General features: G+C 57.3%; 15 protein-coding genes. 7 read left to right on the top strand and 8 right to left on the bottom strand.

Annotated elements, in window-relative coordinates; all coding sequences use genetic code 11:
* Positions 1-16 precede the first annotated feature (16 nt).
* From MKJ04_RS18130 to MKJ04_RS18095, 8 genes are all read right to left on the bottom strand, one after another.
* Complete coding sequence (locus MKJ04_RS18130) at positions 17-2,311, bottom strand: c-type cytochrome (RefSeq protein WP_241643083.1); 2,295 nt, start codon at positions 2,309-2,311, stop codon at positions 17-19.
* A gap of 126 nt (positions 2,312-2,437) precedes the next feature.
* The gene (gene bglX, locus MKJ04_RS18125) at positions 2,438-4,786 is read right to left on the bottom strand and encodes a beta-glucosidase BglX (protein WP_241643082.1); all 2,349 of its coding nucleotides are present in this window, start codon (positions 4,784-4,786) and stop codon (positions 2,438-2,440) included.
* Positions 4,787-4,807: 21 nt separating this feature from the next.
* Entirely contained in the window at positions 4,808-5,491 is a 684-nt protein-coding gene (locus tag MKJ04_RS18120; protein ID WP_241643081.1) for a GDSL-type esterase/lipase family protein, read from the bottom strand.
* A gap of 118 nt (positions 5,492-5,609) precedes the next feature.
* A complete protein-coding gene (locus MKJ04_RS18115; protein WP_241643080.1) occupies positions 5,610-6,974 on the bottom strand; it encodes a glucoamylase family protein in 1,365 nt (454 codons plus the stop codon).
* Between the two features lie 30 nt (positions 6,975-7,004).
* Positions 7,005-8,636 (bottom strand): glucoamylase family protein, encoded by a 1,632-nt coding sequence (locus MKJ04_RS18110; RefSeq protein ID WP_241643079.1) that lies wholly within the window; start codon positions 8,634-8,636, stop codon positions 7,005-7,007.
* A gap of 75 nt (positions 8,637-8,711) precedes the next feature.
* Positions 8,712-10,175 (bottom strand): RagB/SusD family nutrient uptake outer membrane protein, encoded by a 1,464-nt coding sequence (locus MKJ04_RS18105; RefSeq protein ID WP_241643078.1) that lies wholly within the window; start codon positions 10,173-10,175, stop codon positions 8,712-8,714.
* Positions 10,176-10,193: 18 nt separating this feature from the next.
* Positions 10,194-13,142, bottom strand: a complete 2,949-nt coding sequence (locus MKJ04_RS18100) for a SusC/RagA family TonB-linked outer membrane protein (RefSeq protein WP_241643111.1) — start codon at positions 13,140-13,142, stop codon at positions 10,194-10,196.
* Between the two features lie 305 nt (positions 13,143-13,447).
* The gene (locus tag MKJ04_RS18095) at positions 13,448-16,456 is read right to left on the bottom strand and encodes a triple tyrosine motif-containing protein (protein ID WP_241643077.1); all 3,009 of its coding nucleotides are present in this window, start codon (positions 16,454-16,456) and stop codon (positions 13,448-13,450) included.
* A gap of 164 nt (positions 16,457-16,620) precedes the next feature.
* Between MKJ04_RS18095 and MKJ04_RS18090 the strand changes: the two genes are divergently transcribed.
* The 7 genes from MKJ04_RS18090 (at position 16,621) to MKJ04_RS18060 (ending at position 24,603) form a co-directional block, all read left to right on the top strand.
* The gene (locus tag MKJ04_RS18090) at positions 16,621-17,655 is read left to right on the top strand and encodes an SDR family oxidoreductase (RefSeq protein WP_317246730.1); all 1,035 of its coding nucleotides are present in this window, start codon (positions 16,621-16,623) and stop codon (positions 17,653-17,655) included.
* Between the two features lie 14 nt (positions 17,656-17,669).
* Complete coding sequence (locus MKJ04_RS18085; protein ID WP_241643076.1) at positions 17,670-18,110, top strand: HYC_CC_PP family protein; 441 nt, start codon at positions 17,670-17,672, stop codon at positions 18,108-18,110.
* Positions 18,111-18,271: 161 nt separating this feature from the next.
* Positions 18,272-19,558 (top strand): efflux RND transporter permease subunit, encoded by a 1,287-nt coding sequence (locus MKJ04_RS18080; protein WP_241643075.1) that lies wholly within the window; start codon positions 18,272-18,274, stop codon positions 19,556-19,558.
* Between the two features lie 54 nt (positions 19,559-19,612).
* A complete protein-coding gene (locus MKJ04_RS18075) occupies positions 19,613-19,990 on the top strand; it encodes a four helix bundle protein (RefSeq protein ID WP_241643074.1) in 378 nt (125 codons plus the stop codon).
* Positions 19,991-20,030: 40 nt separating this feature from the next.
* The gene (locus tag MKJ04_RS18070; RefSeq protein ID WP_241643073.1) at positions 20,031-21,926 is read left to right on the top strand and encodes an efflux RND transporter permease subunit; all 1,896 of its coding nucleotides are present in this window, start codon (positions 20,031-20,033) and stop codon (positions 21,924-21,926) included.
* Positions 21,913-23,229 carry a TolC family protein gene (locus MKJ04_RS18065; protein WP_241643072.1) on the top strand — a complete coding sequence of 439 codons (1,317 nt, stop codon included), beginning with the start codon at positions 21,913-21,915 and terminating at the stop codon, positions 23,227-23,229. The genes MKJ04_RS18070 and MKJ04_RS18065 overlap by 14 nt, the downstream gene beginning before the upstream one ends.
* Positions 23,230-23,307: 78 nt before the next feature.
* A complete protein-coding gene (locus MKJ04_RS18060) occupies positions 23,308-24,603 on the top strand; it encodes an efflux RND transporter periplasmic adaptor subunit (protein WP_241643071.1) in 1,296 nt (431 codons plus the stop codon).
* Positions 24,604-24,627 lie beyond the last annotated feature (24 nt).

Genomic DNA, 24,627 nt, shown 5'->3' with positions numbered 1-24,627 from the left:
GCATGATGTCTTTGCTTTAGTCTTTTGCCCAGTTTCGCTGGGTGGTGCGGTAGCCTTTGTGTACCTCCAGATACTGCAAAGTTGCGCCGCCGGGTATCAGCTCTGTTCGGCCGCGCACTTCTTTTACCTCCTCCGGCTTGATGACGGAGGCCTTGTTCCCGACCTCGCTGCTGTTGCGCACATAACTGAGCACAGCCGCAATCCATTCGTCGCTCTGTCCCGCCATGGAGGGCATCATATCGGTATACTCCACGCCATCGATAGGGCCTTTCATGCCGTGCAGCAGGATCTCGATGGGCAGGATTCTGTCAGCGCCTTTCATGCGCGGAGAGCCGGCAAGCGGTGGGGCCGGCATGCGGTCGCCGACCTGTATCCCTTTGCCCGCGGGGCCGTGGCAGTTGGTGCAAAGCTGCTTGTATATGGTCGCGCCTTTGGCAATAAGCTCCCGATCCTCGGGGCTGATGTTCTTGACGCGTTCTTTCTCTGCCGCGATTTTCTGGCGGGTGTCGATAAAGGCGGCATAGGACTTCTGCATCAGTTCGTTTTGCGGGTTGGCGGCCAGCAGCTTTTTCACGGTGGCCTGCGCCTCGGCTGTTTTGTTTTCGCGGAGCGAGAGCATGAGCTGTATCCGCACGTCCGCGCTCGGGTCCTCGGTCATCGCGCCCAGCTTCCGGAGCACCTCCTGATCATTCTGGCGGATATACATCTCGCTGATCCATACCGCTGCCTTCCTGGTTTCGGGCGCATCAGCAGCCAGGGCCTCGAAGAGGATGTCCTTGTTCAGCGCGCCCAGGCCTTCCAGCGTCCATAGCGCGTGGATGCGGGTCACGGGGTTTGGCTTTTTGCGGAGGGTGGCTTTCTCCCCCAGTACGATTTTCCGGAGCGTGGGCACCACGGATTTGTCGTTGCGCACCACAAGCAGGGCCTGCGCATTGTCGCGCCACCAGCCGTTCGGGTGCTCCAGGTAGCTCACCAGTTTGCTGGCAGGTTCGTTCAGCATGTTGGGTCTTGTCGGGTCGGGCTTGAAATCGTCGTGAACGATCCGATAGATACGCCCCATACCCCTGTTTTTGAAGAGTTCTTTCTCCTGGATGATGTCGTAGAGGTAGGTGCCTGGCCCCGACCACTCGCTCTCCTGTATGATGCCGTGGTACATGTCCACGATGTAAAAGGCACCGTCAGGACCGGTATAAGTGTTGATCGGGCGAAAGTTCATGTCGGCGGACGCCAGCCAGTCTTTGCCCTCGTACACATTCTGGATCTGTATCTTGCCATCTTTGTTCACCACCCGGCCCCGCTTGATGATGCGCCCAACCGGCTCGGGTATAAAGTAATCTCCCTGCATGTCTGCGGGCAGGCGGTCGCCCCGGTAGATGGACTGCCCGGCTCCAGAGGTGAAGTGGCTCAGCGTGTTGTCCTCGGGCCGCAGTGCGTCTTTCCCGCCCTGTGCGTCCAGCGTACCGATAATGGGCCACGGCACCGCAAAATCCGGGGTATACTGGTCTTTGAAGTTCAGGGCCCCATACGCGGGCATCTGCTCAATCTGCACCGCGGGCAAACCCGGACCGGCCTCTGAGAAATACAGGCGACCATAGTCATCGGCGGTGATGCCCCACTGCCCGGTCATGTTATCGATCAGGGTGTCGGCCACCAGCTTGCCGTTGGTGTATTTGTAGCGCAGGTTGTCGCGAGTGGGGTATATCCAGTTGTCCATGTTCCAGAGCAGGCCGCCGTTCTGGTGCTCCAGGTTCCGCAGGTCGATGGCGTCGTTTCGGAAAACCATTTTTTTCTCATCCGCCACGCCGTCGCCGTTGGTGTCGCGGAAGCTCCAGATGTGCTGCACGTTGGTTTCCTGCACCAGCACCTGATCGCCTACGGGCAGCACGGCGCGCGGCAGCAGCAGGCTGTCGGCAAACACGGTGGCCTTGTCCATCTGGCCATCGCCGTCGGTGTCTTCCAGCAGCTTGATCCGGCTGGTGCGCTCAAACTGGCCGCTTCCCGTCGCATCCTTCATATAGGTGTTCATCTCGGCCACGTACATCCTGCCGTTTCCGTCCCAGGCAATGGCAACAGGCTCCTGCACCATCGGCTCGCTGGCCACCAGCTCGATGCGGTAGCCGGGCGGCAGCTGCACCTTGCTCATGCTCTCCTCCGGCGACAAGGGCGTGGAGGGCGGGTTTTTGTCTACTACTTTTCGCTCGAATGTCTGCTCGGCTGAGGTAGAGGGGTTTTTTTGGTCGCAGCCAAAGATAGTGAGCAGGCCCAGCGCTGCAAGGCAACAGGTCCGCAGGCTGTGGGTCGTGCTCCGCATATATGTTTTTTTACAACTGGAGTCCATGATCAAAACATGTTAGGGTTTGTCTGCATATACTGATGTAACGGCTGAAGCAGGAGAGTTATTAACTTCACCGTGTCCTCCCGGCGATGTGCTCCTCCCCTATTTTGTCAGTGTAAAATCTGCCTCCTGCACGTCGCGGGAGTTGGTGCCTACATATAACTTGAAGGCTCCGGGCTCATATACATACTCCAGGTCGGTGTTGTAAAACTTGAGGTCTTCCTGCGTTACCCGGAACGTCACGGTTTTGCTCTCCCCTTTTTTCAGGTTGATTTTCTGGAAGTTCTTCAGCTCTTTGACAGGGCGCGTAACCGAGGCATGCACGTCCTGCAGGTAGAGCTGCACCACTTCCTCCCCATCGAAGTTACCGCTGTTCGTCACGTTTACCGTCACCTCCAGCGTCTCGGTTGGGGTAATGCTGGTTTTGCTTAGCTGCGGTTTGCCGTAGCTGAACGTGGTATAGCTCAGGCCATACCCAAACGGATACAGCGGCTCGTTCGACACGTCCATGTAGCGCGACTTATACTTATCGAGCATCTGGCCACCGTAGGGGCGGCCGGTAGCTTTGTGGTTGTAGTACAGCGGCACCTGGCCTACCACCTGCGGAAAGGTGGTCGTCAGTTTGCCCGATGGGTTGTAGGCTCCGAACAGCACATCGGCGATGGCGTTACCGGCCTGTGTGCCGGCAAACCAGGTCTCCAGCATGGCATCGGCGTTCTCCTCTTCCCACTGCAGGGCCAGCGGACGGCCGTTCATCAGCACCACTACCAGCGGCTTGCCGGTCTTCTTCAGCGCTTTCAGCAGTTCCTGCTGCTGACCGGGCAAGGTAATGTCGGCACGGCTGGCTGCCTCACCGGTCATCCCCTGCGACTCGCCCACCACGGCCACGATCACATCAGATGCCTGCGCGGCTTTCACGGCCTCGGCAATCATTTGCTGCGAGGTGCGGGTATCGATCTGCAACTCGCCGCCATGTGCGTTCAGGCGGTCGATCATCTGCTTGTCGTCGGTAAAGTTGGCGCCTTTGGCGTAGTTTATCTTGAGGCCATTGCCGGCCACGTTCCGGATACCCTGCTCCAGCGACACCGCCTGTTTCCAGTCGCCGGCACCGCTCCAGTTCCCGATCATGTCGCGCTGGCTCTTGGCCAACGGCCCGACCAAGGCAATGCTGCCGGTCTTTTTGAGCGGAAGCGTCTGCTTGCTGTTCTTCAGGAGCACCATGCTCTTGCGGGCAATGTCGCGGGTAGCCTCGATGAACTCGGGCTTCATGATCGTCTCGGTGGCGCGCTGCTCGTTGGTATACCGGTATGGGTCCTCAAAAAGTCCGAGTTTATACTTGGCCTCCAGGATGCGGCGACACGCTTTGTCGATATCGGCCTCGCTCACTGAGCCGTCTTTTACCTGCTGGTTCAGGTGCTTGAGAAACACCTCGCCCACCATGTCCATGTCCACGCCAGCCTTGAGTGTCAGCGCACCCACTTCTGCCTCCGTGCCCAGGCCGTGCGGCACCAGCTCGTTGATGGCGGTATAATCTGTTACCACGAAGCCGTCGAAGCCCCACTCGTCGCGCAGCAACTCCGTCATCAGCCACTTGTTGGCCGTGGCAGGCACGCCGTTCACCTCGTTGAAGGAGGTCATCACGCTGCCCACGCCAGCCTCGATCGCTGCTTTGTAAGGCGGCAGGTACTCCTGGTACATGCGCAGCATGCTCATATCCACGGTGTTGTAATCCCGACCGGCTTCGGCGGCGCCATACAGGGCAAAGTGCTTCAGGCAGGCCATCACAGTGTTTTCCTTGGTCAGGTCGGTGCCCTGGTAGCCGCGCACCATGGCCTTGGCCACCTGCGAACCGTACCAGGTATCCTCTCCGGCACCTTCGGCGATGCGTCCCCAGCGCGGGTCACGGGCAATGTCCACCATTGGCGAGAAAACCCAGTTCAGGCCGTCAGCCGAGGCTTCCTCAGCGGCAATGCGCGCGCTGCGCTCCACCACGTCCATGTCCCAGCTCGTGGAAATGCCCAGCGGGATCGGGAAAATGGTGCGGTGCCCATGGATCACGTCATACCCAAACAGCAGCGGGATGTGCAGGCGCGTGTTTTTCACTGCCATTTCCTGCAGCTTGCGGGCCGCCACCGGGGTAAAGGTGTTGAACACGCCCCCGATGTTGCCCTTGCGGATGTTCTCGTCCACGTTCTGGCTCACCACCGGGCCGGTCACGTCGAAGCCCACAGCCGCCAGGTTCAGTTGCCCGATTTTCTCGTCCAGCGTCATTTTGGCCATCAGGTCGCTGATAAACGCGTCCATTTCGGGGTCGGCGGATTGGCTTGCCGGCGCACTGGCGGCATTTGCCTGCGGGGCTGTGGCTGTTTGCGTTGCGGTGTCTGGTTGCGCAATTGGCTGGGCACAGCCGGCTAAAAGCAGCAGTGCGAAGGCGGTAGATGTTTTTCTCATGTTATTGAGGTTGTCAGTTCTTTACTTCAGTAAATACGGGGTGAGGGTTTTGGCCCAGATTTCATACCCCTTGTTGTTCATGTGCAGGCTATCCTGGATAAAAATCTCGGGCTTTGGTCTTTTTCCGGCGTTCAGCATGGGGCGGTATACATCCACATACTGCGTTTTGGGCTGCGATTTCAGGTACTTGCGGATCTGCTGGTTTGCCTCCACGATGATCGGCTTGTAGTGCCACCGCGAGGGGCTCGGCTTGATGGAGATAAACACCACCGGTACTCCCGGCATCTCCTGCCGGATGCGCTGAAACACGTCCTTGAATCGGGCCAGCACCTCCGGGGCCTGCACCGTGTCGGAGGCAATGTCGTTCTCGCCGGAGTAAATCACGATCTGCTTCGGCTGGTATGGGTACACGATGTCGGGCAGGTAGCGGTTCAGGTCCAGGAGGTTAGAGCCCCCAAAGCCGCGGTTAATGACGGTATAACCGGGCAGCATTTCCTGCATGTCCTTCCACATCCGCAGCGACGAGCTGCCTACAAACAGCACGGCGTTTTTTGGGGGCATCTGCCGGCTGTCCTGCTGCTTAAAGGCCTGGATCTCGTCCCAGAAAGGCGGTGTGTTCTCCTGCGCCTGCGCCGCTGGCAGCACCAGCCACCCGATCAACAGTAAAGTGATCCAGCTTGTAAACAGTGGTTTCGTTCGATTCATCGTTTCGTTTTTTAGTATGGTGAGAGAAGCGTTCTGCCTAATATAACCTTTTTGCGTTAAGTATGGCATACTCCACTGTTTCCTTTTATTCGCTTCCGGATTGCCCAGGCCGGGCTGCTTACTTAATTTTCGGGCTCTCAAACCCCAGCTTTTTTAGGCCCTGCTGCACTTCTGGGGCGCTCATGAACAGGTCCCAGAGCAAACCACTGCGTCCGTTCTCCAGCATCACCACGATCGGCCCCTGGTCGATGCCCAGGTAGCGGGGCGTGTACCAGTCTTTTTCCTCGGAGAAGGCATCGTAAAAGCCATACGTGCCCCATACCTTGTCGCCCAGGTCCTCGTAGAGGTGGCGGATCACTGTCATGGATTCTTTTGGGGCGTACGGGTAGGATGACAAGGCTGCCGTGGGCGAGATCACACCCAGGTCGTGTTTTGGGCTGTGTCCGGCATAGCCTGCAGGTGAGTAGCTGGAAGTCAGGCCCCAGGCATCCTCTCCGTAGCCTTTAAAGTTTTTCGGGTTGTCCACGCAGTAGTCGCGCTGGATCAGGGTATGGTTCTGGTTGAGCTTCCAGTAGTCGGCATACCTGTCTTTGAGGCCGCGCGGGTCTAGGCCCAGGTATGAGTAGTGCGCCCAGAACATCGGCCCGACGCTGCCCTGATGTCCGTTGTGGTTCAGCACCACATCGCGGCCATACATGCGCGCATCCGATTTGATGGCCCCATTCTGTGCCCAGCCCTCGTGGTATACCTCCGCCGGCACCCCGTGCGTGGGCGACGAGGCGGCCAGCACATACATCACGAGGCACTCGTTGTAGCCGCTCACCGGGAAGTTCATCTCCCAGGCATACTCCGGGCTCCAGTGCCAGTACAGCACGTTCTCGCCGCCCTTGCGGTACCAGTTCCAGTCTACCTCTTTCCAGAGCTTGTCGATTTTGCCAGCCAGCGCCTGCTCCTGTGGGGTGCCGTCCTGCAGGTACTGACGCACTGTTAGCAGGCCCTGCACCAGAAAGGCGGTCTCCACCAGATCGCCGCCGTTGTCTTTCTTGCCGAATGGCTTCACCTTGCCTGTCTCGCCCTCAATCCAGTGTGGCCAGGCCCCGTGGAAGCGGTCGGCCGTATCCAGGTAATTCACCATCTTCTGCAGGTGCCGCACGCCCTCGTCGCGGGTGATGAAGCCGCGCTCGATACCTACCAGTATCGCCATCAGGCCAAAGCCCGTGGCACCCGTCGTCACCACGTTGCGGTCGTTGGAGGGGTATACATTGTCCATGTGGATGCGCTCGCGGGCCAGCCCGGAAGTCGGTTCGGCCCCCTCCCAGAAATACTGAAAGGTGCGTTCCTGCACTTTGGTGAGCAGCTCGTCGTCGGAAAGGGATTCAGAGGTGGTGGCGGTGGGCTCGGTGGCAGTGTTTACTTTGGCACCCTGGCAACCGTAAAAAAGCTGCGCAGCGAGTAAGGGTATGGCGAGTAGTTGTTTTCTCATAATCAGTTCGTGTCGTCTTTTTCGTTTGGGTTAATGCAGAAACAGGGTTACTTCTTTGGATGTAGCGGAAGAACTGAGCAGCAGCTTGTACTTGCCGGCCACCAGTTCCGCGCCCAGCGCTACCTGCTCCAGGCCGTTGGCGGCTTTGCTGGCTGCGTTCCAGATCGTTTTTACCTCTGTACCGTCCTCTTTCAGCAGCTTGAGGGTATAAACGCCCGCCTCCTTCGTGGCCACCCCGACAAAGTAGTTCTCCCGGTCCGGGTGTTTCAGCAGGTCTACCTGATTGGTGAATACATCGGGCACCTCCAGCGGGAAACCGGTTTCGTAGGTTGGCTTGCGTATGCCGGCTTTCGCCAGGCCGTTCTGGATCTCGGGCAGGTCCGTGAACAGGCCCCACAGCAGGCCGCTCCGGTAATTCTCAATCATCGCCACGATCGGCCCCTGGTCGATGGCCAGGTGGTCGGAGGCCGTCCAGTTGCGGGTTTTGTTATGAGCGTCTTTCAGTCCATACTCCCCGATCAGCCTGCCGCCGAAACCTTTGTAGAAATTGCGCAGTGCCTGCATGCTGTAATAAGGGGTATAGGGGAACGAGCCGAGCGCGGCCGTCGGGGCCACGGTGCCGTTGTCGTTGGTGGGCGAGTGCGCGGCATACCCGTCCGGGTCGTCGGAGGCGGTGAGGCCCCAAAAGTTTTCGGCGTAGCCATACCCCTGTGGCGCGAACTTGAGGCTGTAGCTTCGGTTCACCATGGTATGGTGCTGGTTCTGTTGCCAGTAGTTCGTATAGGTATCCTGCATCTGGCGCGGGTCCAGGCTCAGGAAGGAATAGTGCGCAAAGAACAGCGGTCCGCCGTAGCTGGGGCCCATTTTCAGGGTATAGCCCGCAAAGTCCTGGGGCTGCCCGAAGCTGGCATTGACCCACGTGTTTTGGTATACCTCCGGGGAGATGGCGTGGGTGGGCGAGGCAAGCGCCAGCACGTAGGCGATCAGGCCCTCGTTCCATCCCCGGATCGGCATGTTCATCTCCCAGGCATGGTTCGGACTCCAATGCCAGTACAGCAGGCCGTTGCCCCGCGAGGCATACCAGTCCCACTCCACGGTTTCCCAGAGCTGCGTGATTTTGGTTCGCAGCGCAGCCTCTTGCCCGGCTCCGTCGAAATAGGCGCGGGCCGTCAGCAGGCCGTTCATCAGGAAGGAAGTCTCGATCAGGTCGCCCCCGTTGTCTTTGGGGCTGAAGGGGATGACTGCGCCAGTGCTGCCGTTCAGCCAGTGCGGCCATACCCCATGGAAGCGGTCGGCAGTTGCCAGGAAATCGGTTAGTTTGGTAAGTCGTTCGGTGGCCTGCGCCCGGGTAATCCAGCCGCGCTGCGCCCCCACGATGATGGCCTGCACGCCAAAGCCTGTGCCCCCGGAGGTCACGAGGTCACCGGAGCCGGTGCGCTCGCGGGCCATGCCGCTGGCAGGGTGGGCATAATCCCAGAAATAGCGAAAAGTTGTTTCCTGTACCTTGTCGAGCAGGGCCCGATCTTCGGTGGTGGTAGGTGTAAGCGGTGTGTCGGGATCGGTGGTCGGGTCTGGTACTGGTGCCTTGTCTGGATCGCCGGAGCAGGACAGCAAAGCGCACATCAGGAGCAGACAATAAAACAAAAGTTGTTTTTGGATCATGCTGAAGAAGATCATTCATTAAAAAAAGGATGGAGCCATACCCCAATATGGCCCCATCCGCACTATACTACCCGATTAATAGCCGGGGTTTTGGGTCAGCGTTCCGCCGCTCAGGTCAATCTGCCGTTGTGGAATGGCGTACAACTCGTTTTTACCGGCGGTGAACTGCTTGCCTGCGGCCTGCAGCACTTCCGCGGCTCTTCCCTGGCGCACCAGGTCATAGAAGCGGTCGCCCTCCAGGGCCAGCTCTACGCGGCGCTCCTGCCAGATGATGTTGCGCAACTCCTGCTGCGTGGCTGTCTCAATCGGGTCGAGCTTGGCACGCACACGCACCATGTTCAAGGAGCTCAGCGCCTCTGAGGTCATACCCAGCTCGTTAGCCGCCTCGGCGTGCATCAGCAACACCTCGGCGTAGCGCAGGATTCGCATGTTTTGGTCCTTCCCGTAGCCGCAGTCGCGGGTTACAAAGCTCGGCACGTAAGCTTTCTGGTTGTAGTACGGGTTCGGGACATCGTCTTTGATCTTGTCGCCTTCCGGTGTGGTTTCACCCCTGAAAAGAATCGTGGCGTCCATACGTACATCCCCTTCTTCGAAGGCGTTCACCAGATTCTCCGAAGGGATGGCAAAGCCCCAGCCAAACTGGCCGCGCACGCCTTGCACCTCCGCCCACTGGATGTTCGATGCGCCGCAGTTGCCGGGCAGCGTCAGGGCCTGCACCTCAAAGATAGACTCGCTGTTGTTCTCCCCCGAAATGCGGAAGATGTCGTTGTAGTTTGGTGTCAGCGAATAGCCCATGCCCATCACTTGGTTGGTCAGGTCCAGCACCTGCTGCCAGTTTTTCTGGTACAGGTTCACTTTGGCAAGCAGGGTAAGTGCCGCGCCTTTGGTGGCACGGCCCACGTTCACGGCATCGTAATTTGCCGGCAGCACAGTTGCTGCCTCCTGCAAATCCTTAATAATCTGCTGGTATACTTCCTCTTTTGGCGCGCGCACCGGGTTGATCTCCTCCGGAGTCTGCGGCACGCGTGTCAACAACGGCACATCGCCAAAGGCACGCACCAGATTAAAGTAATGGTGAGCTCTCAGGAACTTTGCCTCAGCCAGCAAACGCTGTTGCAGCGTCTGGTCCATACTGATGTTCGGGATGTTGTCCAGGGCCTGGTTGGTCAGGTTGATGCCCTGGTACTGCCCCGTCCAGTAGTCGTTCAGGATAAACTGCGTTGGGGTGAAGGTAAAGTTGTCGAAGTCGTTCATGAACGTGGCATCCCCCGGATCACTGCCCTTATCGGCATTATCAGAGGCGATGTTGGTTACGGCCAGGTTGGCAAATGCAGCAAGTTTCCACTCACGCAGGTTACCGTAGATGGCGTTTACCGACTGTAGGGCGTGTTCCTGCGTCACAAAGAAGTCCTCCCCACGGGGTTGCCCTTGCGGGTCAACATCCAGAAAGTCTTCTTTGCAGGAGTAAAGCCCACCCAGAGCCAGCACGCACCCAAGCATGGTAATTTTTCTTTTCGATTTATATAGGATCGTATTCATGGTCTTTCTCTTTCTAGATTAGAAATTCACGTTCACACCAAAGTTATAAGTAGCCGACAGAGGGTACACGTTCAGGTCGATGCCTGCGTTGGTTGGCCCACCGCCCACCTCTGGGGTAAAGCCATTGTAATTGAACCAGGTAACCGGGTTCTGGGCGTTGGCGTAAAAGCGCACGCTCTGCATTTTTAGGCTGCTCACAAATGAGCTAGTCAGGGTATACCCCACCTGGATGTTTCGGATACGGAAGTAGCTTCCGTCTTCTACATACCAGCTGTTGGGGTCCAGGTTTGAGCCAGACAAATTTGCCGATGGGTATGAGTTTGATGTGCCTGCCCCGTTCCAGCGGTTGTCGAAGAACTCTTTGGTGTAGTTTTCGTTGCCGTAACGAACGCCTTTGTTGGCATTATACACATCTACATCCCCTACGCCCTGCAGGTCGAGCAGCAAGTCGAAGTTCTTGTAATTCATGTTCATATTGATGCCGTAGTATACCCCTGGGTTCGGGTTGCCCAGCAATACCCGGTCTTTCGTGTCAATAACACCGTCTTCGTTCACATCGCGATACCGGAAGCTGCCTGGCGTGGCGTTCATCTGGGCCGAGTTGGCTACTTCCTGCTCATTCTGGAAGATGCCCACCACCTCGTAGCCATAGAAAGAGCCGATCGGTTGCCCAACACGCGACACAGTGGTCAGGTAACCACCTACCGGCAACCCGCCAGACAGGAGGTCGGTTCGGCCTGTGGCCAGATTCGTCACTTCATTTTTGTTGAAGGAAACGTTAGCGCTCACACCGTAGCTAATCTCGGTGTTCAGGTCGTCTTTCCAACCAGCCACCAGCTCTAGGCCCGTATTTTTGAAGTCAGCGAAGTTGCCAAGTATAAACTGGCTTGAGGTACCCTGAGAACCCAGGATAGGCGCCTGGAAAATGGCATCTTCCGTTTTCTTCTGATACCAGTCGGCTTCAAGTGTCAGCCTATTGTTCAGGAAAGCGAACTCGGCGCCAAAGTCCAGCTCCTTCACCACTTCCCAAAGCAGATCGTCTGGTACAGCGGCTACGATACTGGCCCCAACATAGGGCATAGGCGGTATACCGAATATTGCCGTGTAGCGTGGGTTATAGTCGGCAACAACGTCAGTGATATTGGAAGGCACCCCTGCATTGCCCAGTTTACCCCAGCTGGCACGCAGCTTCAGGTAGTCAATGGCAGATATGCCTTGCATGAAAGACTCGTCTGAAACGATCCAGCCCAAGCCTATAGAAGGGAAGTTATCCCAGCGGCTGTCTGAAGGGAACTTAGAGGAGCCATCGCGGCGCAGTGTAGCCGTTAAAAGGTAGCGGTCTCTGAAAGAGTAGTTAATTCTACCGAAGTATGAGTTAAGCGTTTCTAAGGAAGCGCGGTTTGTCAGGCTGTAGGTTGTTGGGTCACCTAGTTCCAGGAACAGGGTCGCCTCAGAGTCGAAAGGCACGTCTTTGGCTGATCCGCTAAATGACTCGCTGCGCTTTTCCTGCGCTGAGGTTCCGGCTAACAACGTAAACTGATGATCGCCAATCGTTCTATCATAGGTAAGCGTGTTTTCCCATAACCATAGCGTATTCTTCGAACGTCCTTTGGTCAGAGTGCTTCTATCAGCAAACTGAACAGTTGTAAGCGAATCTTTTGCCTGGTAGTTTCTAAACTCGTTGATGCCATACTCCAGACCAAGGCTGGAGCGGAATTTAAGGCTTTTCAGAAAGTCCACCTCTGCAAAGGCGTTGCTAACAAGGCGCTGACCTCCGGATATCTGGTTGAAGCGGTCCAAGGTGGCGCGTGGGTTTGCAAAATTACCCACACCAATATCAGCAGGGTCTCCATAGTTGCCGTTCGCCTTAAACACCGGCAATATAGGCGGAGCCACAAAGGCCTGGTATAACACGCCACCCGGCACATCCTTCGAGTCGTAATCACTAAAGATGGCGTTGTAGCCTACTTTGATATTGTCGGTCAGGTTCGCATCCGTCTGCAGGCGAGCCGTAATGCGCTCATAGTCATTACCTTTAACGATACCTTCCTCGTTCAAGTAACCGCCGCTAAAGCTGTAAGTGATTTTCTCGGTACCACCCGAAAGGCTTAACTGATGGTTATGAATCGTAGCCGTCTGCAACACCTCATCATACCAGTCGGTAGATGGCTGATTTGTGTTAAACCTGTCTGTGTTCAGTTTCTCGTTCAGCAGCGTGGCATACTGGCTGGCATTAGCCATTTCCAGCTTATTGGTTGCTGATTTAGTTCCTACAAAGCCGTTGTAGTTAATGCGTGGCTTACCAGCCTTACCTCGCTTGGTTGTAACCAAAATCACACCGTTTGCAGCACGCAGACCATAGATAGAAGCACTGGAGGCATCTTTCAACACTTCCATCGACTCAATGTCATTCGGGTTGAGGAATGTCAGGTCATCCACAAAAGTACCGTCTACTACATAGAGTGGCTCCACTGTTCCGAACACAGATCCCGTACCACGGATACGCACGCTTGGTGAAGAACCAGGCTGCCCATTGTTCGTAATCTGCACACCTGCCACTTTACCCTGCAGCGAGCTTACCGGGTTCTGCGAGGATTGCTTGTTCAACTCCTCCCCATCTACAGAAGCAATTGAGCCCGTCACGTCGCGCTTCTCCTGTACACCATACCCTACCACTACCACCTGTGCCAATTGCTCAGAAGAAATAGCGAGTGAGATGTCGAGGTTGGTTTGCCCGTTCACGGGAACTTCCTTGCGCTGGTAGCCAATATAATTCACGACAAGCGTGCCGTTTGCTGGAGCGGTAATTGTAAAATTACCATTTGCGTCGGTTTGTGTTCCGCGGGTGGTTCCCTTCACTGCCACCCCTGCTCCAATAAGAGGCTGGCCACTGTCCGCGTCCGTCAGTCTTCCGCTCACAGAGAGATCCCCCTGTGCATACAGCATTCCGATCGTTAGCAAACACATACAGAACAGTAAAAAATATTTTTTCATACGCCGTTGTTGTTTGATTGGTAGAAAGTTGATTTTAAGCCAAAAGTCTCACTTAATGCCACCCGAACCAAAAAAGCCACCACTACATCGCCACATCAGGGGAGCAAATACTTTAAAGTAGCGTGTGAGCAAGCACTTACACACTGTTTTACAGGGCGTTGGCGGGATATTCTCCTATACGCACACAAACCCGGGGTGGGCAGCACGAAGACAAAAAAAGCCTCTGAGAGGCTTTTGAGGGGTGGCATGAGAGGTAATGATGTGGTGTACGGCCCGTGTTATAGCTCCAGAAAAAACTCCACCAAGTTCTTATCGTGCTCCATGTTAAGCTTTTTGCGCAGCCGGTAGCGCCGCAGCTCCACGCTCCGCACCGTGATATGGAGCAGCGAGGCAATCTCTTTGCTGCTCATGTTCATGCGTAGGTAAGCACTCAATTTCAGGTCATTTGGGGTCAGGTCCGGGTACTCTTCCTTCAGCTTCTTAAAGTAGTTGGCGTGGGCCTCGTCGAAACTGTTCTCAAACAGGTTCCAGTCCTGCTGGTCGCCCATACCCTCTTCAATTATTTTTTGGATTTTCCTAAGCTTGGCCGCAGGCAGCTTTTTGCCGTCGCCGTCCTCCAGTTTGTTCACTTCCACCCGCAGGTTTTGCAGCAGCTCGTTTTTAGACACGATGTTCAGGGCGGTATTGGCCAGCTCGCGGCTCTTGCCCGACAGCTCTGCCTTCAGCTGCTCGTTACGCAGCTTCACGATCTTCTGCTCGTTTAGCAGCGCCTCGCGCTGCAGGTGCTCCTGCTTTTCCTGCTCCAGCCGGTGCTGTATCCGCGCATGGTCGCGCTGCAGTTTCCGGTGGTAAAGCCTGCGGAGGAGCAGGGCCAGCAAAACAGCCAGCACGGCATACCCCAGAAAGGCCCAGGTGGTGGCATACCAGGGCGGAAGGATCGTGAAGGTATACGCCGCATCCTTCGTCAGCTGGTTGTCATTCACGCGGGCGCGCACCCGAAAGGTATACCGGCCGTAGGGCAGGTTGGTAAACTCCTTCTGGTCGGCGCTGCTCCAGGCCGACCACTGCCGGGAGTACCCTTCCAGAAAATACTGAAACTTGACAGTGGCCTGCTGGTAAAGGGGCAGGGCATAGGAAATGCGCAGGTTGTTGTGGGCAAACGGAAGCTCCAGCGCACCGTCAGTGCCGCCCCTGTCGCTGAGGAGCGCACTGCCCTCGGTGGCGTGCTCCACCCTCCTGATCAGGACGGGCGGCAGGGCAAACGGCTGTGGCCTGGTGCCGGAACTGTATACCACGAAACCGTCGTCTATGCTGATGAGGTAGTCGGAGGCGCGTATCTGGCTGATGTTCTCATACTTCTGCACCATGCGGTTGTCCAGGATGCTGAACTGGTTGGTGTTGAGGGTAAGCGTGCCGTCGCTGCCGAAGCCCACCAGCGCGACCTTGCCGTGGTTGATGAACCAGTACGTCGAGTCGTTGGCTTTGATGACGCGGTTGGAAGTGGCGAAGCTGCCGAGCTTCCGGTTCAGCTCCTGGTATGGCTCAAACTTGCTGCCGACCTCATCAAACACATAAAAGCCATCATCCGACGAAAAAAGGATGCGGTTGAAGAGCCTGGAGATGTTGATCCTGTAATCGCTGGGCAGGCCCTGCGCCTCGTTAAAGCTGCTGCTCTCCTTCACCTTCCACAGCTCTTTACCCAGCGTTAGCCGGAACAGCCCTTTGTAGGCATGGCTCACCCAGATGTGCCCGCTGTTGTCCTGCTCCACATACCGCGAGGGCGCGCCAAAGCCCTCTATCTGGCGCCACAGCGCCCAATTCCCCTGTTCATCCTTGCGGAACAGCGCCAGCCCGTTGTAGGTGCCCTGCAACAGGTAGTCGGGGTTTGCCTGCAGCCGTTGCAGCACCCAGCCGCCTTTGATGTTCGCTATTTTCACCAGCTGGTCGCCCTCCACCCGAAACGTGCCGTCGTTGTGGCCGCACAGCAGCTCGCCGTCCTGCACCGACAGATCCCATACCTGCCCCTGCGAACCGGGGATCATCTTAAAGTCGAGGTTCTGGAAAAGGGCTGCACTGTTATTGCCCGCCCATTCGCTGTAAAAAAGGCCCTGATTCGTGCCCAGGTATATTTTCCCCCGGAAGATCGTGCTGGCGTATACCGTCCCGAACTTGCCGGTTTTATCGAAGTAGAAGTAGAGTGGCGAGTTCACGTCGATGTGGTCGATGCCATTGTCGAGCCCCAGCCACAGGTTGTCGCTGGCATCCGCGAACATGCTCAGCACCGTGTTGTTCTGCAGCCCGCTGTTCTTGTTTATCTGCTGCACCAGGTTGCCGGCGGTATCTACCATCACAACGCCCTTCAGGATGGTGCCGAAGGCAAAAACATCGTGCGGCAGCCGTACGCCATTGTTCAGTTGGTTTTCGATCAGGAGCTGATTCACCTGGTTCTCCCAGGGCTTCAGCGTGTTGCCGTCGTATATAAAAAGGCCGTTCCGGTTGGTGCCCACCAGAAACTGCCCCTTCCGGTATGGAAGCACCGACAGAATTCCGGCGGTGCCAGGCACCCCGGCAGGAACAAGTTGAACCAGCTCCTTGCCCTTCAGCTCATAAAACCCCTCCCCGATCACCTCCACAAAAAATCGGTCTGCGGCTTTGAGCAGGAACAGGTAGGGCCGCGTTGCCTTCACTACGTCTATCTTGCCGTCCTCATATATATAAATGCTGCCAAACGACTGGAAGAGCACCCGGCTGCCGTCGGTATAGATTTTCCATATCTCATCGGCCAGCGCCTGTTTGCCCGGAATCAGGCCCGTTAGGGAGGTATAGGTGAAGCGGCCCTCCTGGCTGTAGCTCCAGTAGCCCATCTCGCCGTAGGCTCCGGTATAGATACGCCCTTTGTTATCGGAGGCCACCGCCCGGACAATCTGGTTGTTGGGCAAGGGGTATAGCTGCCAGTGGTTTCCGTCGTAGGCCAGTAGCCCGTTGGCGTTGGCATAGTATACCACTCCGTCGGGGCCCTGCGCGATACCCCAGTTCTGGTTGCCCGCCTGGTACGCCAATTTTGTGAAGTTCTGGACATAGGGGAACCCGGCATCCGGCGCGGCGTCTGCTTGGGAAGGCAAAAAACAGAGGATCGCCTGCAACAGCAGCAAAAATACCGCCCTGAAGCCCGCTTTATGTGAGAGTGCTGCACCCATCATCCTTAAATATCCGGTTTTGGTCATTCGCTCCCCTGCCCCACCATAGGGCGGCACCGGGCAAAGGCGAATCTGACAGTGCTGTATCATACATGATGCTGCATGCCTGCGTATTTGGCCTGCTTTGCTCAGACAAATGTACAAGGATAACTCCTATCAGACAACCCCGCGCAACTGAACCCGTGGCCTGCTGGGGCTGGCTTGTGGCTGTGCAATCGTTTCAGGCAACTGCGGCCGGGTTTAGCCGTTAGCAGATGGAAAGCGAAAACACCTCCGGCCACTGCACGCGCACCTGGCCGGGCACACAGGAGAAAGCACATGAAACAAACACGATGAAAAACAAAAGGTTACAGGGAAAAGTAGCGGTGGTTACCGGGTCGAGCGCCGGTATAGGCCAGGCCATCGCGCTGGCCATGGGCCAGGAAGGCGCAAGTGTCGTGATTAACTACCACGCGAATGAGGCACCGGCACAGGAGCTGAAAGCCCGGCTGGAGGAGGGAGGCGGCAAGGCGGTGGTGGTACAGGCCGACACGGGCAACCCGGCAGACGTGGAGCGGCTTTTCAGGGCCGCCACAGACGCATTTGGCACCGTGGACATTCTGGTGAGCAACGCAGGCATACAGCGGGACGCCGCTGTGCTGGACATGACCCTGGAAGAATGGCAACAGGTGATCGACACCAACCTGACCGGCTACTTTTTGTGTGCCCAGGCAGCGGCCCGCGAGTTTACGAAGCGCAAGGTTGACCCGGAAGCAAGAACGGCGGCCGGGCATATCCTCTTCATCAGCTCCGTGCACGATATCATCCCGTGGGCAGGCCATGTGAACTATGCCACAGCCAAGGGCGGGGTACAGATGCTGATGAAGACGCTGGCCCAGGAGCTCGCCCCCAACAAGATCCGGGTAAACAGCATTGCCCCCGGCGCCATCAAAACCGGGATCAACCAGGAGGTATGGGAAACCAGAGAAGGCAGCGCGGGCATGCTCTCGCTCATCCCCTATGGCCGCATCGGGGAGCCGGAGGACGTCGCTAAAGTGGCCGTGTGGCTGGCAACCGACGAGGCAGACTACATCACCGGCACCACCCTGTACGTGGACGGCGGCATGACGCTCTACCCCGGCTTCAGCGACAAAGGCTGTTGCGGCAACGGGTATAAAAGGCAGGCATACCGGCAACTTCTTTACCGGTATGCCTGTTATCAGACTGGCCCCCTGGGCCGTTTCCAGAATTCTGTAAATAATTTTGCTAATTTTGTAAGGCCGCTTGCTGCAGAGCTTATACCTTTGTAGTATCAAAAATTAACATGAAGCTATACCGCCAAATCATACTCCTCACGCTTGCGCTGCTGGTGCTCGTCTCCTCGACGGGTATGGCGGTGGGTGTGCACCTGTGTGGCGGTGAGTTGCGTGACGTGACCCTGTTTGGCGCCTCCTCCGACTGCCCGATGCGGCAAGTGCTTCAGGAGCCACAGCCCCCGTGCCATACCCCAAAGCAAGCCAAACCTGACAATGACGGCTGCTGCCAGGACCACAAAACAGTGGCCGAACGCCATGATTCCGCTACAGACACCCAGTCGTCCATTGACCTGCACAAGCTGCAGCACATCAAGCTGCTGGCTATCGTAAAAGCGGTCGTGCTGCAGTTTTACGCGTCCGAGTCCACACTTGCCCCGAGGTATACCGCTTACACGTCACCTCCTTTTGCCCGCGACATTCCGTTGCTGGTGCAGTCTTTCCTCCTATAACCATACAGACCGGAGTGCCTCCCGGGCATGCTGACCACCCGTGGCCTTTTTGGTCCACACGCTAACGCATTCCCCGGCCATACCCCTGTTTCAGGCACTCCCCGACAGCTGTCATGCAGCTGCTTGTTTCTGTTCTGTATTGGTTTAAAACATCTTTCTCCATGATTGAGAAGTTCATTTCCTTTTCGCTGCGCAACCGCGTGCTCGTGCTGCTCGTCTCGGCCATACTCTTTGGCTGGGGACTTTATTCTGTGCAAGCCAACAAGGTAGACGCCATACCGGATCTGTCTGAGAACCAGGTTATCGTTTTCACCGAGTGGATGGGCCGCAGCCCCCAGATCATCGAAGACCAGGTTACCTACCCGCTGGTCACTAACCTCCAGGGCCTGCCCGAGGTGAAGTATGTGCGCGGCAGCTCCATGTTCGGCATGAGCTTTATCTATATCATTTTCGATGAGGACACTGACGTGTACTGGGCCCGCTCGCGGGTGCTGGAGCGGCTGAGCACGGTTGGCAACATGCTGCCTGAGGGCGTTACTCCAACCCTGGGGCCTGACGGCACCGGCGTCGGGCACGTGCTGTGGTATACCCTGGATGCCCCCGGCATGGACCTTGGCGAGCAGCGCGCCGTGCAGGACTGGTATGTGAAGTTTGCCTTGCAGAACGTGAGTGGCGTGAGCGAGGTGGCCTCCTTCGGCGGTTTCCAGAAGCAGTACCAGGTTACCGTGGACCCCAACAAGCTCACTTACTACAACATCACGGTGCCCCAGGTGATTCAGGCCGTGCGCGCCAACAACAACGAGGCGGGCGGGCGCAAGTTTGAGCGATCCGACATCGGCTACATCATCAAAACCACCGGCTACCTGAAGTCGGCGGGGGAGATCGAGAACATCGCCATCACCACCAACAACACCATACCCGTGCGCGTGCAGGACGTGGCCACCGTGCAGATGACGGGCGAGAGCCGCCTTGGCATCTTCGACCTGAACGGCGAGGGCGAGGCCGTGGGGGGCATTGTGGTGATGCGCTACGGCGAGAACGCCGCCGAGGTGATTGACAATGTGAAGGCCAAGATGGCCGAGATTTCCAAGGGCTTGCCCGAGGGGGTAAAGTTCAACATCGTGTATGACCGCAGCGGCCTGATCAACGAAAGCGTGAGCTCCGTGAGAACCACCCTCATCGAGGAGATGATCGTGGCTTCTGTCGTGGTGTTCCTCTTTCTCTTCCACTGGCGCAGCGCCCTGGTCATTATCATTCAGCTGCCGCTCTCCGTGGCCATCGGCTTTATCCTGCTCAACGCCTTCGATATTTCCTCCAACATCATGTCCCTGACGGGTATCGCCCTGTCTGTGGGTGTGATCGTGGACGACGCCATCGTGATGGTAGAAAACTCCTACCGGCACCTGGCAGAAGCAGCAAAGAGCAAAAAGTGGATGGAGGAGGAATAGGAGAAATTTTGAATGAGTGTTTGAGTGAATGTGTGAATCTTAAATGGATTAGCCATGAGTGATTTAAATAAAACCCCTAAGGAAGAGTTTGTTGAACTATTCCGCCAGCGCACCAAAAAACTTGCGCTCGATGTCATTCGCTTTAGCCAAGGTTTACCCAAATCAGAGGAAGCAAACATCATGAAAAGGCAGTTATTGCGCTCAGCCACATCAGTAGGAGCAAATTATAGAGCTGCTTGCCGCGCAAGGTCAGCAGCAGAATTTTATTCAAAAGTGAGCATCGTGATTGAAGAGGCGGATGAGACAATTTTCTGGCTTGAGCTACTTGAGGAATCTGGCATCACCAGCAAATTGACGACAACACCACTGGTAAAAGAAACGACTGAGATTTTATCTGTTTTGGCAAAGGCCAGAAAAAATACTACCAGATAAAATTCACTCATTCACTCACCCGCTCATTCAAAACTAATATATGAAACTAGATAAAGAAACCAGACTCCGCATCATCGAGAAAGCCTCCAAGCAGGTTGGCCCTAGCGTGTTCTGGAGCACAATCATCGTGATCACCTCCTTCCTGCCGGTGTTTCTGCTGACAGGCCAGGAAGGCAAACTGTTCAGCCCGCTGGCCTGGACAAAGACCTTTATCCTACTGGTGGATGCGGTGGTGGCGATCACCCTCACGCCGGTGCTCATCTCCTTCTTCCTGAAGGGAAAGTTCCGGGACGATAACGCCAACCCGATCAACCGGGGGCTGGAGCGGGTGTATGGCCCGCTGCTGAAATGGTGCCTGAACTGGCGCAAAACCACCATCGGCCTGAACGTGCTCGCCCTGCTGGTGGCCATACCCATGCTGCTCAGCCTGGGCACCGAGTTTATGCCGCCACTCAACGAGGGTTCCATCCTGTTCATGCCGGTTACGCTGCCCGACGTGTCGAATGCCGAGGCCAAGCGCATCCTGCAGGTGCAGGACAAGATCATCAAGTCGGTGCCCGAGGTGAAGAGTGTGCTGGGCAAGGCCGGGCGCGCCAGCACCGCCACCGACAACTCCCCGATCAGCATGATCGAGACCATCATCATGCTCAAGCCGCGGGAAGAGTGGCGCGAGGGAATCACGAAAAAGGACATCATCCGGGAGCTGGACGAGAAGCTGCAGATCCCCGGTGTGGTCAACGGCTGGACGCAGCCCATCATCAACCGCATCAACATGCTGGCCACCGGTATCCGCACCGATGTGGGCGTGAAGGTATATGGCCAGGACCTCGACTCGGTATACGCCGTGTCAGAGCGGGTAAAATCGGCCCTCGAGGCCGTGCCCGGCGTGAAGGACCTGTACGTGGACCCCATTACGGGGGGCAAGTACATGGAGATCGACATCGACCGCAACGCCCTGGGCCGCTATGGCCTGACGATAGACGCCGTGAACATGACGGTGGAGTCGGCGCTGGGCGGGGCAACGATCGGCAACACCATTGAGGGGCGCGAGCGCTTCGCCATTAACGTGCGGCTGGCGCAGGAGTACCGCAACAGCCTGGAGCGCATTCAGCGCATCCCGCTCGAAACCTCCTCCGGCACCATACCCCTCTCGTCTGTGGCTGACATCCGCTTCACCAACGGTCCGCCGATGATCAACTCTGAGAATGCGCAGCTGCGCGGGGCAGTGCTCTTCAACGTGCGCGACCGCGACCTGGGCAGCACGGTGAAAGAGGCGATGGAGAAGATAAACGCCGAGGGCAAGATCATGCCGGAGGGCTACTACCTGGAGTGGAGCGGGCAGTGGGAAAACCAGGTGCGCGCCAACCAGACGCTACAGCTCATCATCCCGCTGGTGCTGGTGATCATCTTCCTGATTCTCTACTTCTCATTCAAGTCCATGAAGGAGGCCCTGCTCAACCTGATCACCATCCCGTTTGCGCTGGTGGGCGGCGTATTTATCGTGTATTTCTATGGCGTCAACCTGTCGGTGGCGGTGGCGGTGGGCTTCATCGCCCTCTTCGGACTGGCCATTGAGACGGCCATGGTGATGGTGGTCTACCTCAACGAGGCCATGAAGGACCTGGCCGACGCAAAGGGAAACTCGTCCGAGACCATCACAAAGCAGGATGTGTCCGATTATGTTTTCATGGGGGCTGCCAAGCGCCTGCGCCCGAAAATCATGACCGTGTCGGTGGCCCTGTTCGGCCTGATCCCGGTACTGTGGGCCACCGGCGTGGGCAGCGACGTGATGCTGCCGATCGTGCTGCCGATGATCGGCGGCGTGTTCACCTCCTCGATCCACATCCTGCTGGTAACCCCGGTGGTGTTTGAGATGACGAAACAGTATGAATTGAAGAAACACGGTAAACTAGAGATCTACGATGTCAAGCACTAAGCTATATACCTTGAAAACCACTGCGCTCAAGACGCTGCTCCGGAAGTGGGTAGGCGGATGTTTCGCCGCTGCTGTGGCTGCGCTACTCATGCTGTCGGTTAGCGCCCCTGCCCTGGCCCAGCAGCCCGTGCCCCTGGACAGCGTGCTCAGCGCCATCCGCAGCAACAACCCCATGCTGCAGCAGTACGACCTGCGGGCCAAGGCACAGGATGCCTATGCCGAGGGGGCAACGAGCTGGATGGCCCCCATGGTGGGCGGAGGCGTGTTTATGCTGCCCTATCCGGGCCAGAACGTGGAGAGCGACGAGCGTGAAGGCTCTTTCATGATCTCGGCGGAGCAGGCCATACCCAACCCGGCCAAGCAGCGGGCCAAGCAGGCCGTTTTCGACTCGCGGGCAGCCATTGAGCTTGCCAAGGCGGAAGTGACCTACAACGAGCTCCGCAGCCAGGCCAAGGCCGCTTACTACAGCTGGGCCGTGCTGGAAAAGAAACTGGATGTGCTGCAGGATAACGCCGACCTGATGGCGTATATGCTGAAACTGGCGCGCATCCGCTACCCCTACAGTCAGGGGAGCCTGGGCAGCGTCTACAAGGCGGAGGGGCGCCTGCACGAGGTGGAGAACATGCAGCTGATGACCCGCAATGAGATTGCCCAGCAGCGTGTGCAGCTCAACACCCTCATGAACCTGCCCAAAGAGCAGCAGTTTCAGATCGACTCCCTGGGCAGCATCCCCGACGCGGTGCCACTTGCGGCCGACACGGTATACCTGAACAACACCCGCAGCGACCTCCGCCAGCTCGACCGCACCGTTGAGAGCATGCGCCTGGGCGTGGAGCAGGAAAGGCTGGAGCGCAAGCCGGATTTTAAAGTGCGCTTCGACCACATGACGCCCCGCAACAGCATGATGCCGAACCAGTTCACGGCCATGGGTATGATTTCCATCCCGATTGCGCCATGGTCGAGCAAAATGTACAAAGCCAATACCAAAGCCATGGGCCTGGAGATTGACGCCATGCTGCGGGAGCGCGAGAACATCCTCAACGAGGCCCAGGGGATGGTGCGCAACATGGCCCTGGAGCTGAACGCCAAGCGGGAACAGACAGAGAACTACCGCACCAAGATCATCCCGGCCCTGACAAAGAACTACGACGTGACCATGCTCTCTTACGAGGAGAACAACGCCCAGCTGCCCGAGGTGATCGATGCCTGGGAAGCCCTGAACATGGCCCAGATGGAGTACCTCAACAACCTGCAGGCCCTCTACCTGCTGACCGTGAACTATGAGCGGGAGCTTGAAAAGTAAGTTTTGGATACCTGAATAACTGAATTTTGAATTGGGGAGGTATTCATTCAGAATTCAATCATTCAAAATTAAACACATATGAAACGATACCTGAGCATACTCTTATTATTGCTGTTCGTGGTCTTCAGCGCCTGTTCTGAGCAGGAGCACGAACACGCCGAAGGCACTACTTATACCTGCCCGATGCACCCCCAGGTGGTACAGAATGAGCCGGGTACCTGCCCTATCTGCGGCATGGACCTGGTGCCTCAGAATGCCGCCGGCGCAGACGTGGAGCTGACCGGCGACCTGACGTACCTGCTGCAGCCCACTAATGAGGCGATCCTGTCGTCGGTGACGACCGTGAAGCCCGCGCAGAAAACGGTGCAAGCCTCCGTGGAGTTGGAAGGCATCGTGACCTACGACGAGCGCCGGGTGTATACCATACCGGCACAGGTGGGTGGCCGCATCGAGAAACTGCTGGTGCAGTATAACTTCCAGCCGGTGCACAAGGGGCAGAAGCTGATGGAGCTATACAGCCCGGACCTGGTCACTGCCCAGAAGGAACTGCTCTACCTGGTCCGGTCGGCCCCGGAAGACAAGGCCATGCAGGCGGCGGCCAGACAACGGCTCCTGCTGCTTGGCGCCACCGACGCACAGGTAAACCGGCTGCTGCGCACCGGGGAGGCCAGCTATGCCTTCGCGATCTATAGCCCCTACGACGGGTATGTAGTGAACCTGAACACGTCGGCCCCAGCGGCCACCCCGGGCCAGGCAAGTGCAGCGCCAGCGGCAGGTGGTATGGGTGGGGGTATGGGCGGCAGCGCCCCCACTCCCGCAGGCAGTACTGCACCCGGCGGACAGGCGACGCCCTTGCGGGAGGGTATGTATGTGAGCACAGGCCAGCCCCTGTTCAGCGTCGTGAACACTTCCACGCTTTGGGCGGAGTTCAATGTCCCGGCCGGAGAGGTGAGCGCGCTGGCCAAGGGCGCGCCGCTCCAGATCACGTTTCCGCAACTGCCGGGCGAGCGGCTGGAGGCCAAAGTAGACTTTCTGCAGCCGTTTTATGAGGCTGGCGAGAATTTTGCGAAAATACGCGCATACCTGCCCGGCTCCCAGAATCTGGCCCGTGTGGGCACGCTGGTGACGGCTACGGCCTCCTACCCTACGGCCCCTGGTATATGGGTGCCGCGCACGGCGGTGCTGGACCTGGGCACGCAGACAGTTGCGTTTATCCCCTCGAAGGGCATTTTCAAGCCTGTGCCCATTACCCTGGGTGCCGTGGCAGGCGATGAGGTGCAGGTGCTGGATGGCCTGAAACCCACCGACACCATCGCCGCCAACGCCCAGTTCCTGGTCGACAGCGAGAGCTTTGTGAAAGTAAATGTTGAATAAGGGACTCCTGCACGATGGAATGTA

The organism is Pontibacter sp. E15-1, from assembly GCF_022601975.1.
Lineage (GTDB): Bacteria > Bacteroidota > Bacteroidia > Cytophagales > Hymenobacteraceae > Pontibacter.
The sequence above is the reverse complement of the archived record's forward strand: the minus strand, read 5'-3'. Positions and strand labels throughout refer to the sequence as shown.

What these genes read in the sequence shown, in the direction of transcription:
- MKJ04_RS18130 (WP_241643083.1), bottom strand. Translation starts at nt 2,311, where the DNA reads ATGCGGAGCACGACCCACAGCCTGCGGACCTGTTGCCTTGCAGCGCTG.
- bglX (WP_241643082.1), bottom strand. Translation starts at nt 4,786, where the DNA reads ATGAGAAAAACATCTACCGCCTTCGCACTGCTGCTTTTAGCCGGCTGT.
- MKJ04_RS18120 (WP_241643081.1), bottom strand. Translation starts at nt 5,491, where the DNA reads ATGAATCGAACGAAACCACTGTTTACAAGCTGGATCACTTTACTGTTG.
- MKJ04_RS18115 (WP_241643080.1), bottom strand. Translation starts at nt 6,974, where the DNA reads ATGAGAAAACAACTACTCGCCATACCCTTACTCGCTGCGCAGCTTTTT.
- MKJ04_RS18110 (WP_241643079.1), bottom strand. Translation starts at nt 8,636, where the DNA reads ATGATCCAAAAACAACTTTTGTTTTATTGTCTGCTCCTGATGTGCGCT.
- MKJ04_RS18105 (WP_241643078.1), bottom strand. Translation starts at nt 10,175, where the DNA reads ATGAATACGATCCTATATAAATCGAAAAGAAAAATTACCATGCTTGGG.
- MKJ04_RS18100 (WP_241643111.1), bottom strand. Translation starts at nt 13,142, where the DNA reads ATGTGTTTGCTAACGATCGGAATGCTGTATGCACAGGGGGATCTCTCT.
- MKJ04_RS18095 (WP_241643077.1), bottom strand. Translation starts at nt 16,456, where the DNA reads ATGATACAGCACTGTCAGATTCGCCTTTGCCCGGTGCCGCCCTATGGT.
- MKJ04_RS18090 (WP_317246730.1), top strand. Translation starts at nt 16,621, where the DNA reads ATGGAAAGCGAAAACACCTCCGGCCACTGCACGCGCACCTGGCCGGGC.
- MKJ04_RS18085 (WP_241643076.1), top strand. Translation starts at nt 17,670, where the DNA reads ATGAAGCTATACCGCCAAATCATACTCCTCACGCTTGCGCTGCTGGTG.
- MKJ04_RS18080 (WP_241643075.1), top strand. Translation starts at nt 18,272, where the DNA reads ATGATTGAGAAGTTCATTTCCTTTTCGCTGCGCAACCGCGTGCTCGTG.
- MKJ04_RS18075 (WP_241643074.1), top strand. Translation starts at nt 19,613, where the DNA reads ATGAGTGATTTAAATAAAACCCCTAAGGAAGAGTTTGTTGAACTATTC.
- MKJ04_RS18070 (WP_241643073.1), top strand. Translation starts at nt 20,031, where the DNA reads ATGAAACTAGATAAAGAAACCAGACTCCGCATCATCGAGAAAGCCTCC.
- MKJ04_RS18065 (WP_241643072.1), top strand. Translation starts at nt 21,913, where the DNA reads ATGTCAAGCACTAAGCTATATACCTTGAAAACCACTGCGCTCAAGACG.
- MKJ04_RS18060 (WP_241643071.1), top strand. Translation starts at nt 23,308, where the DNA reads ATGAAACGATACCTGAGCATACTCTTATTATTGCTGTTCGTGGTCTTC.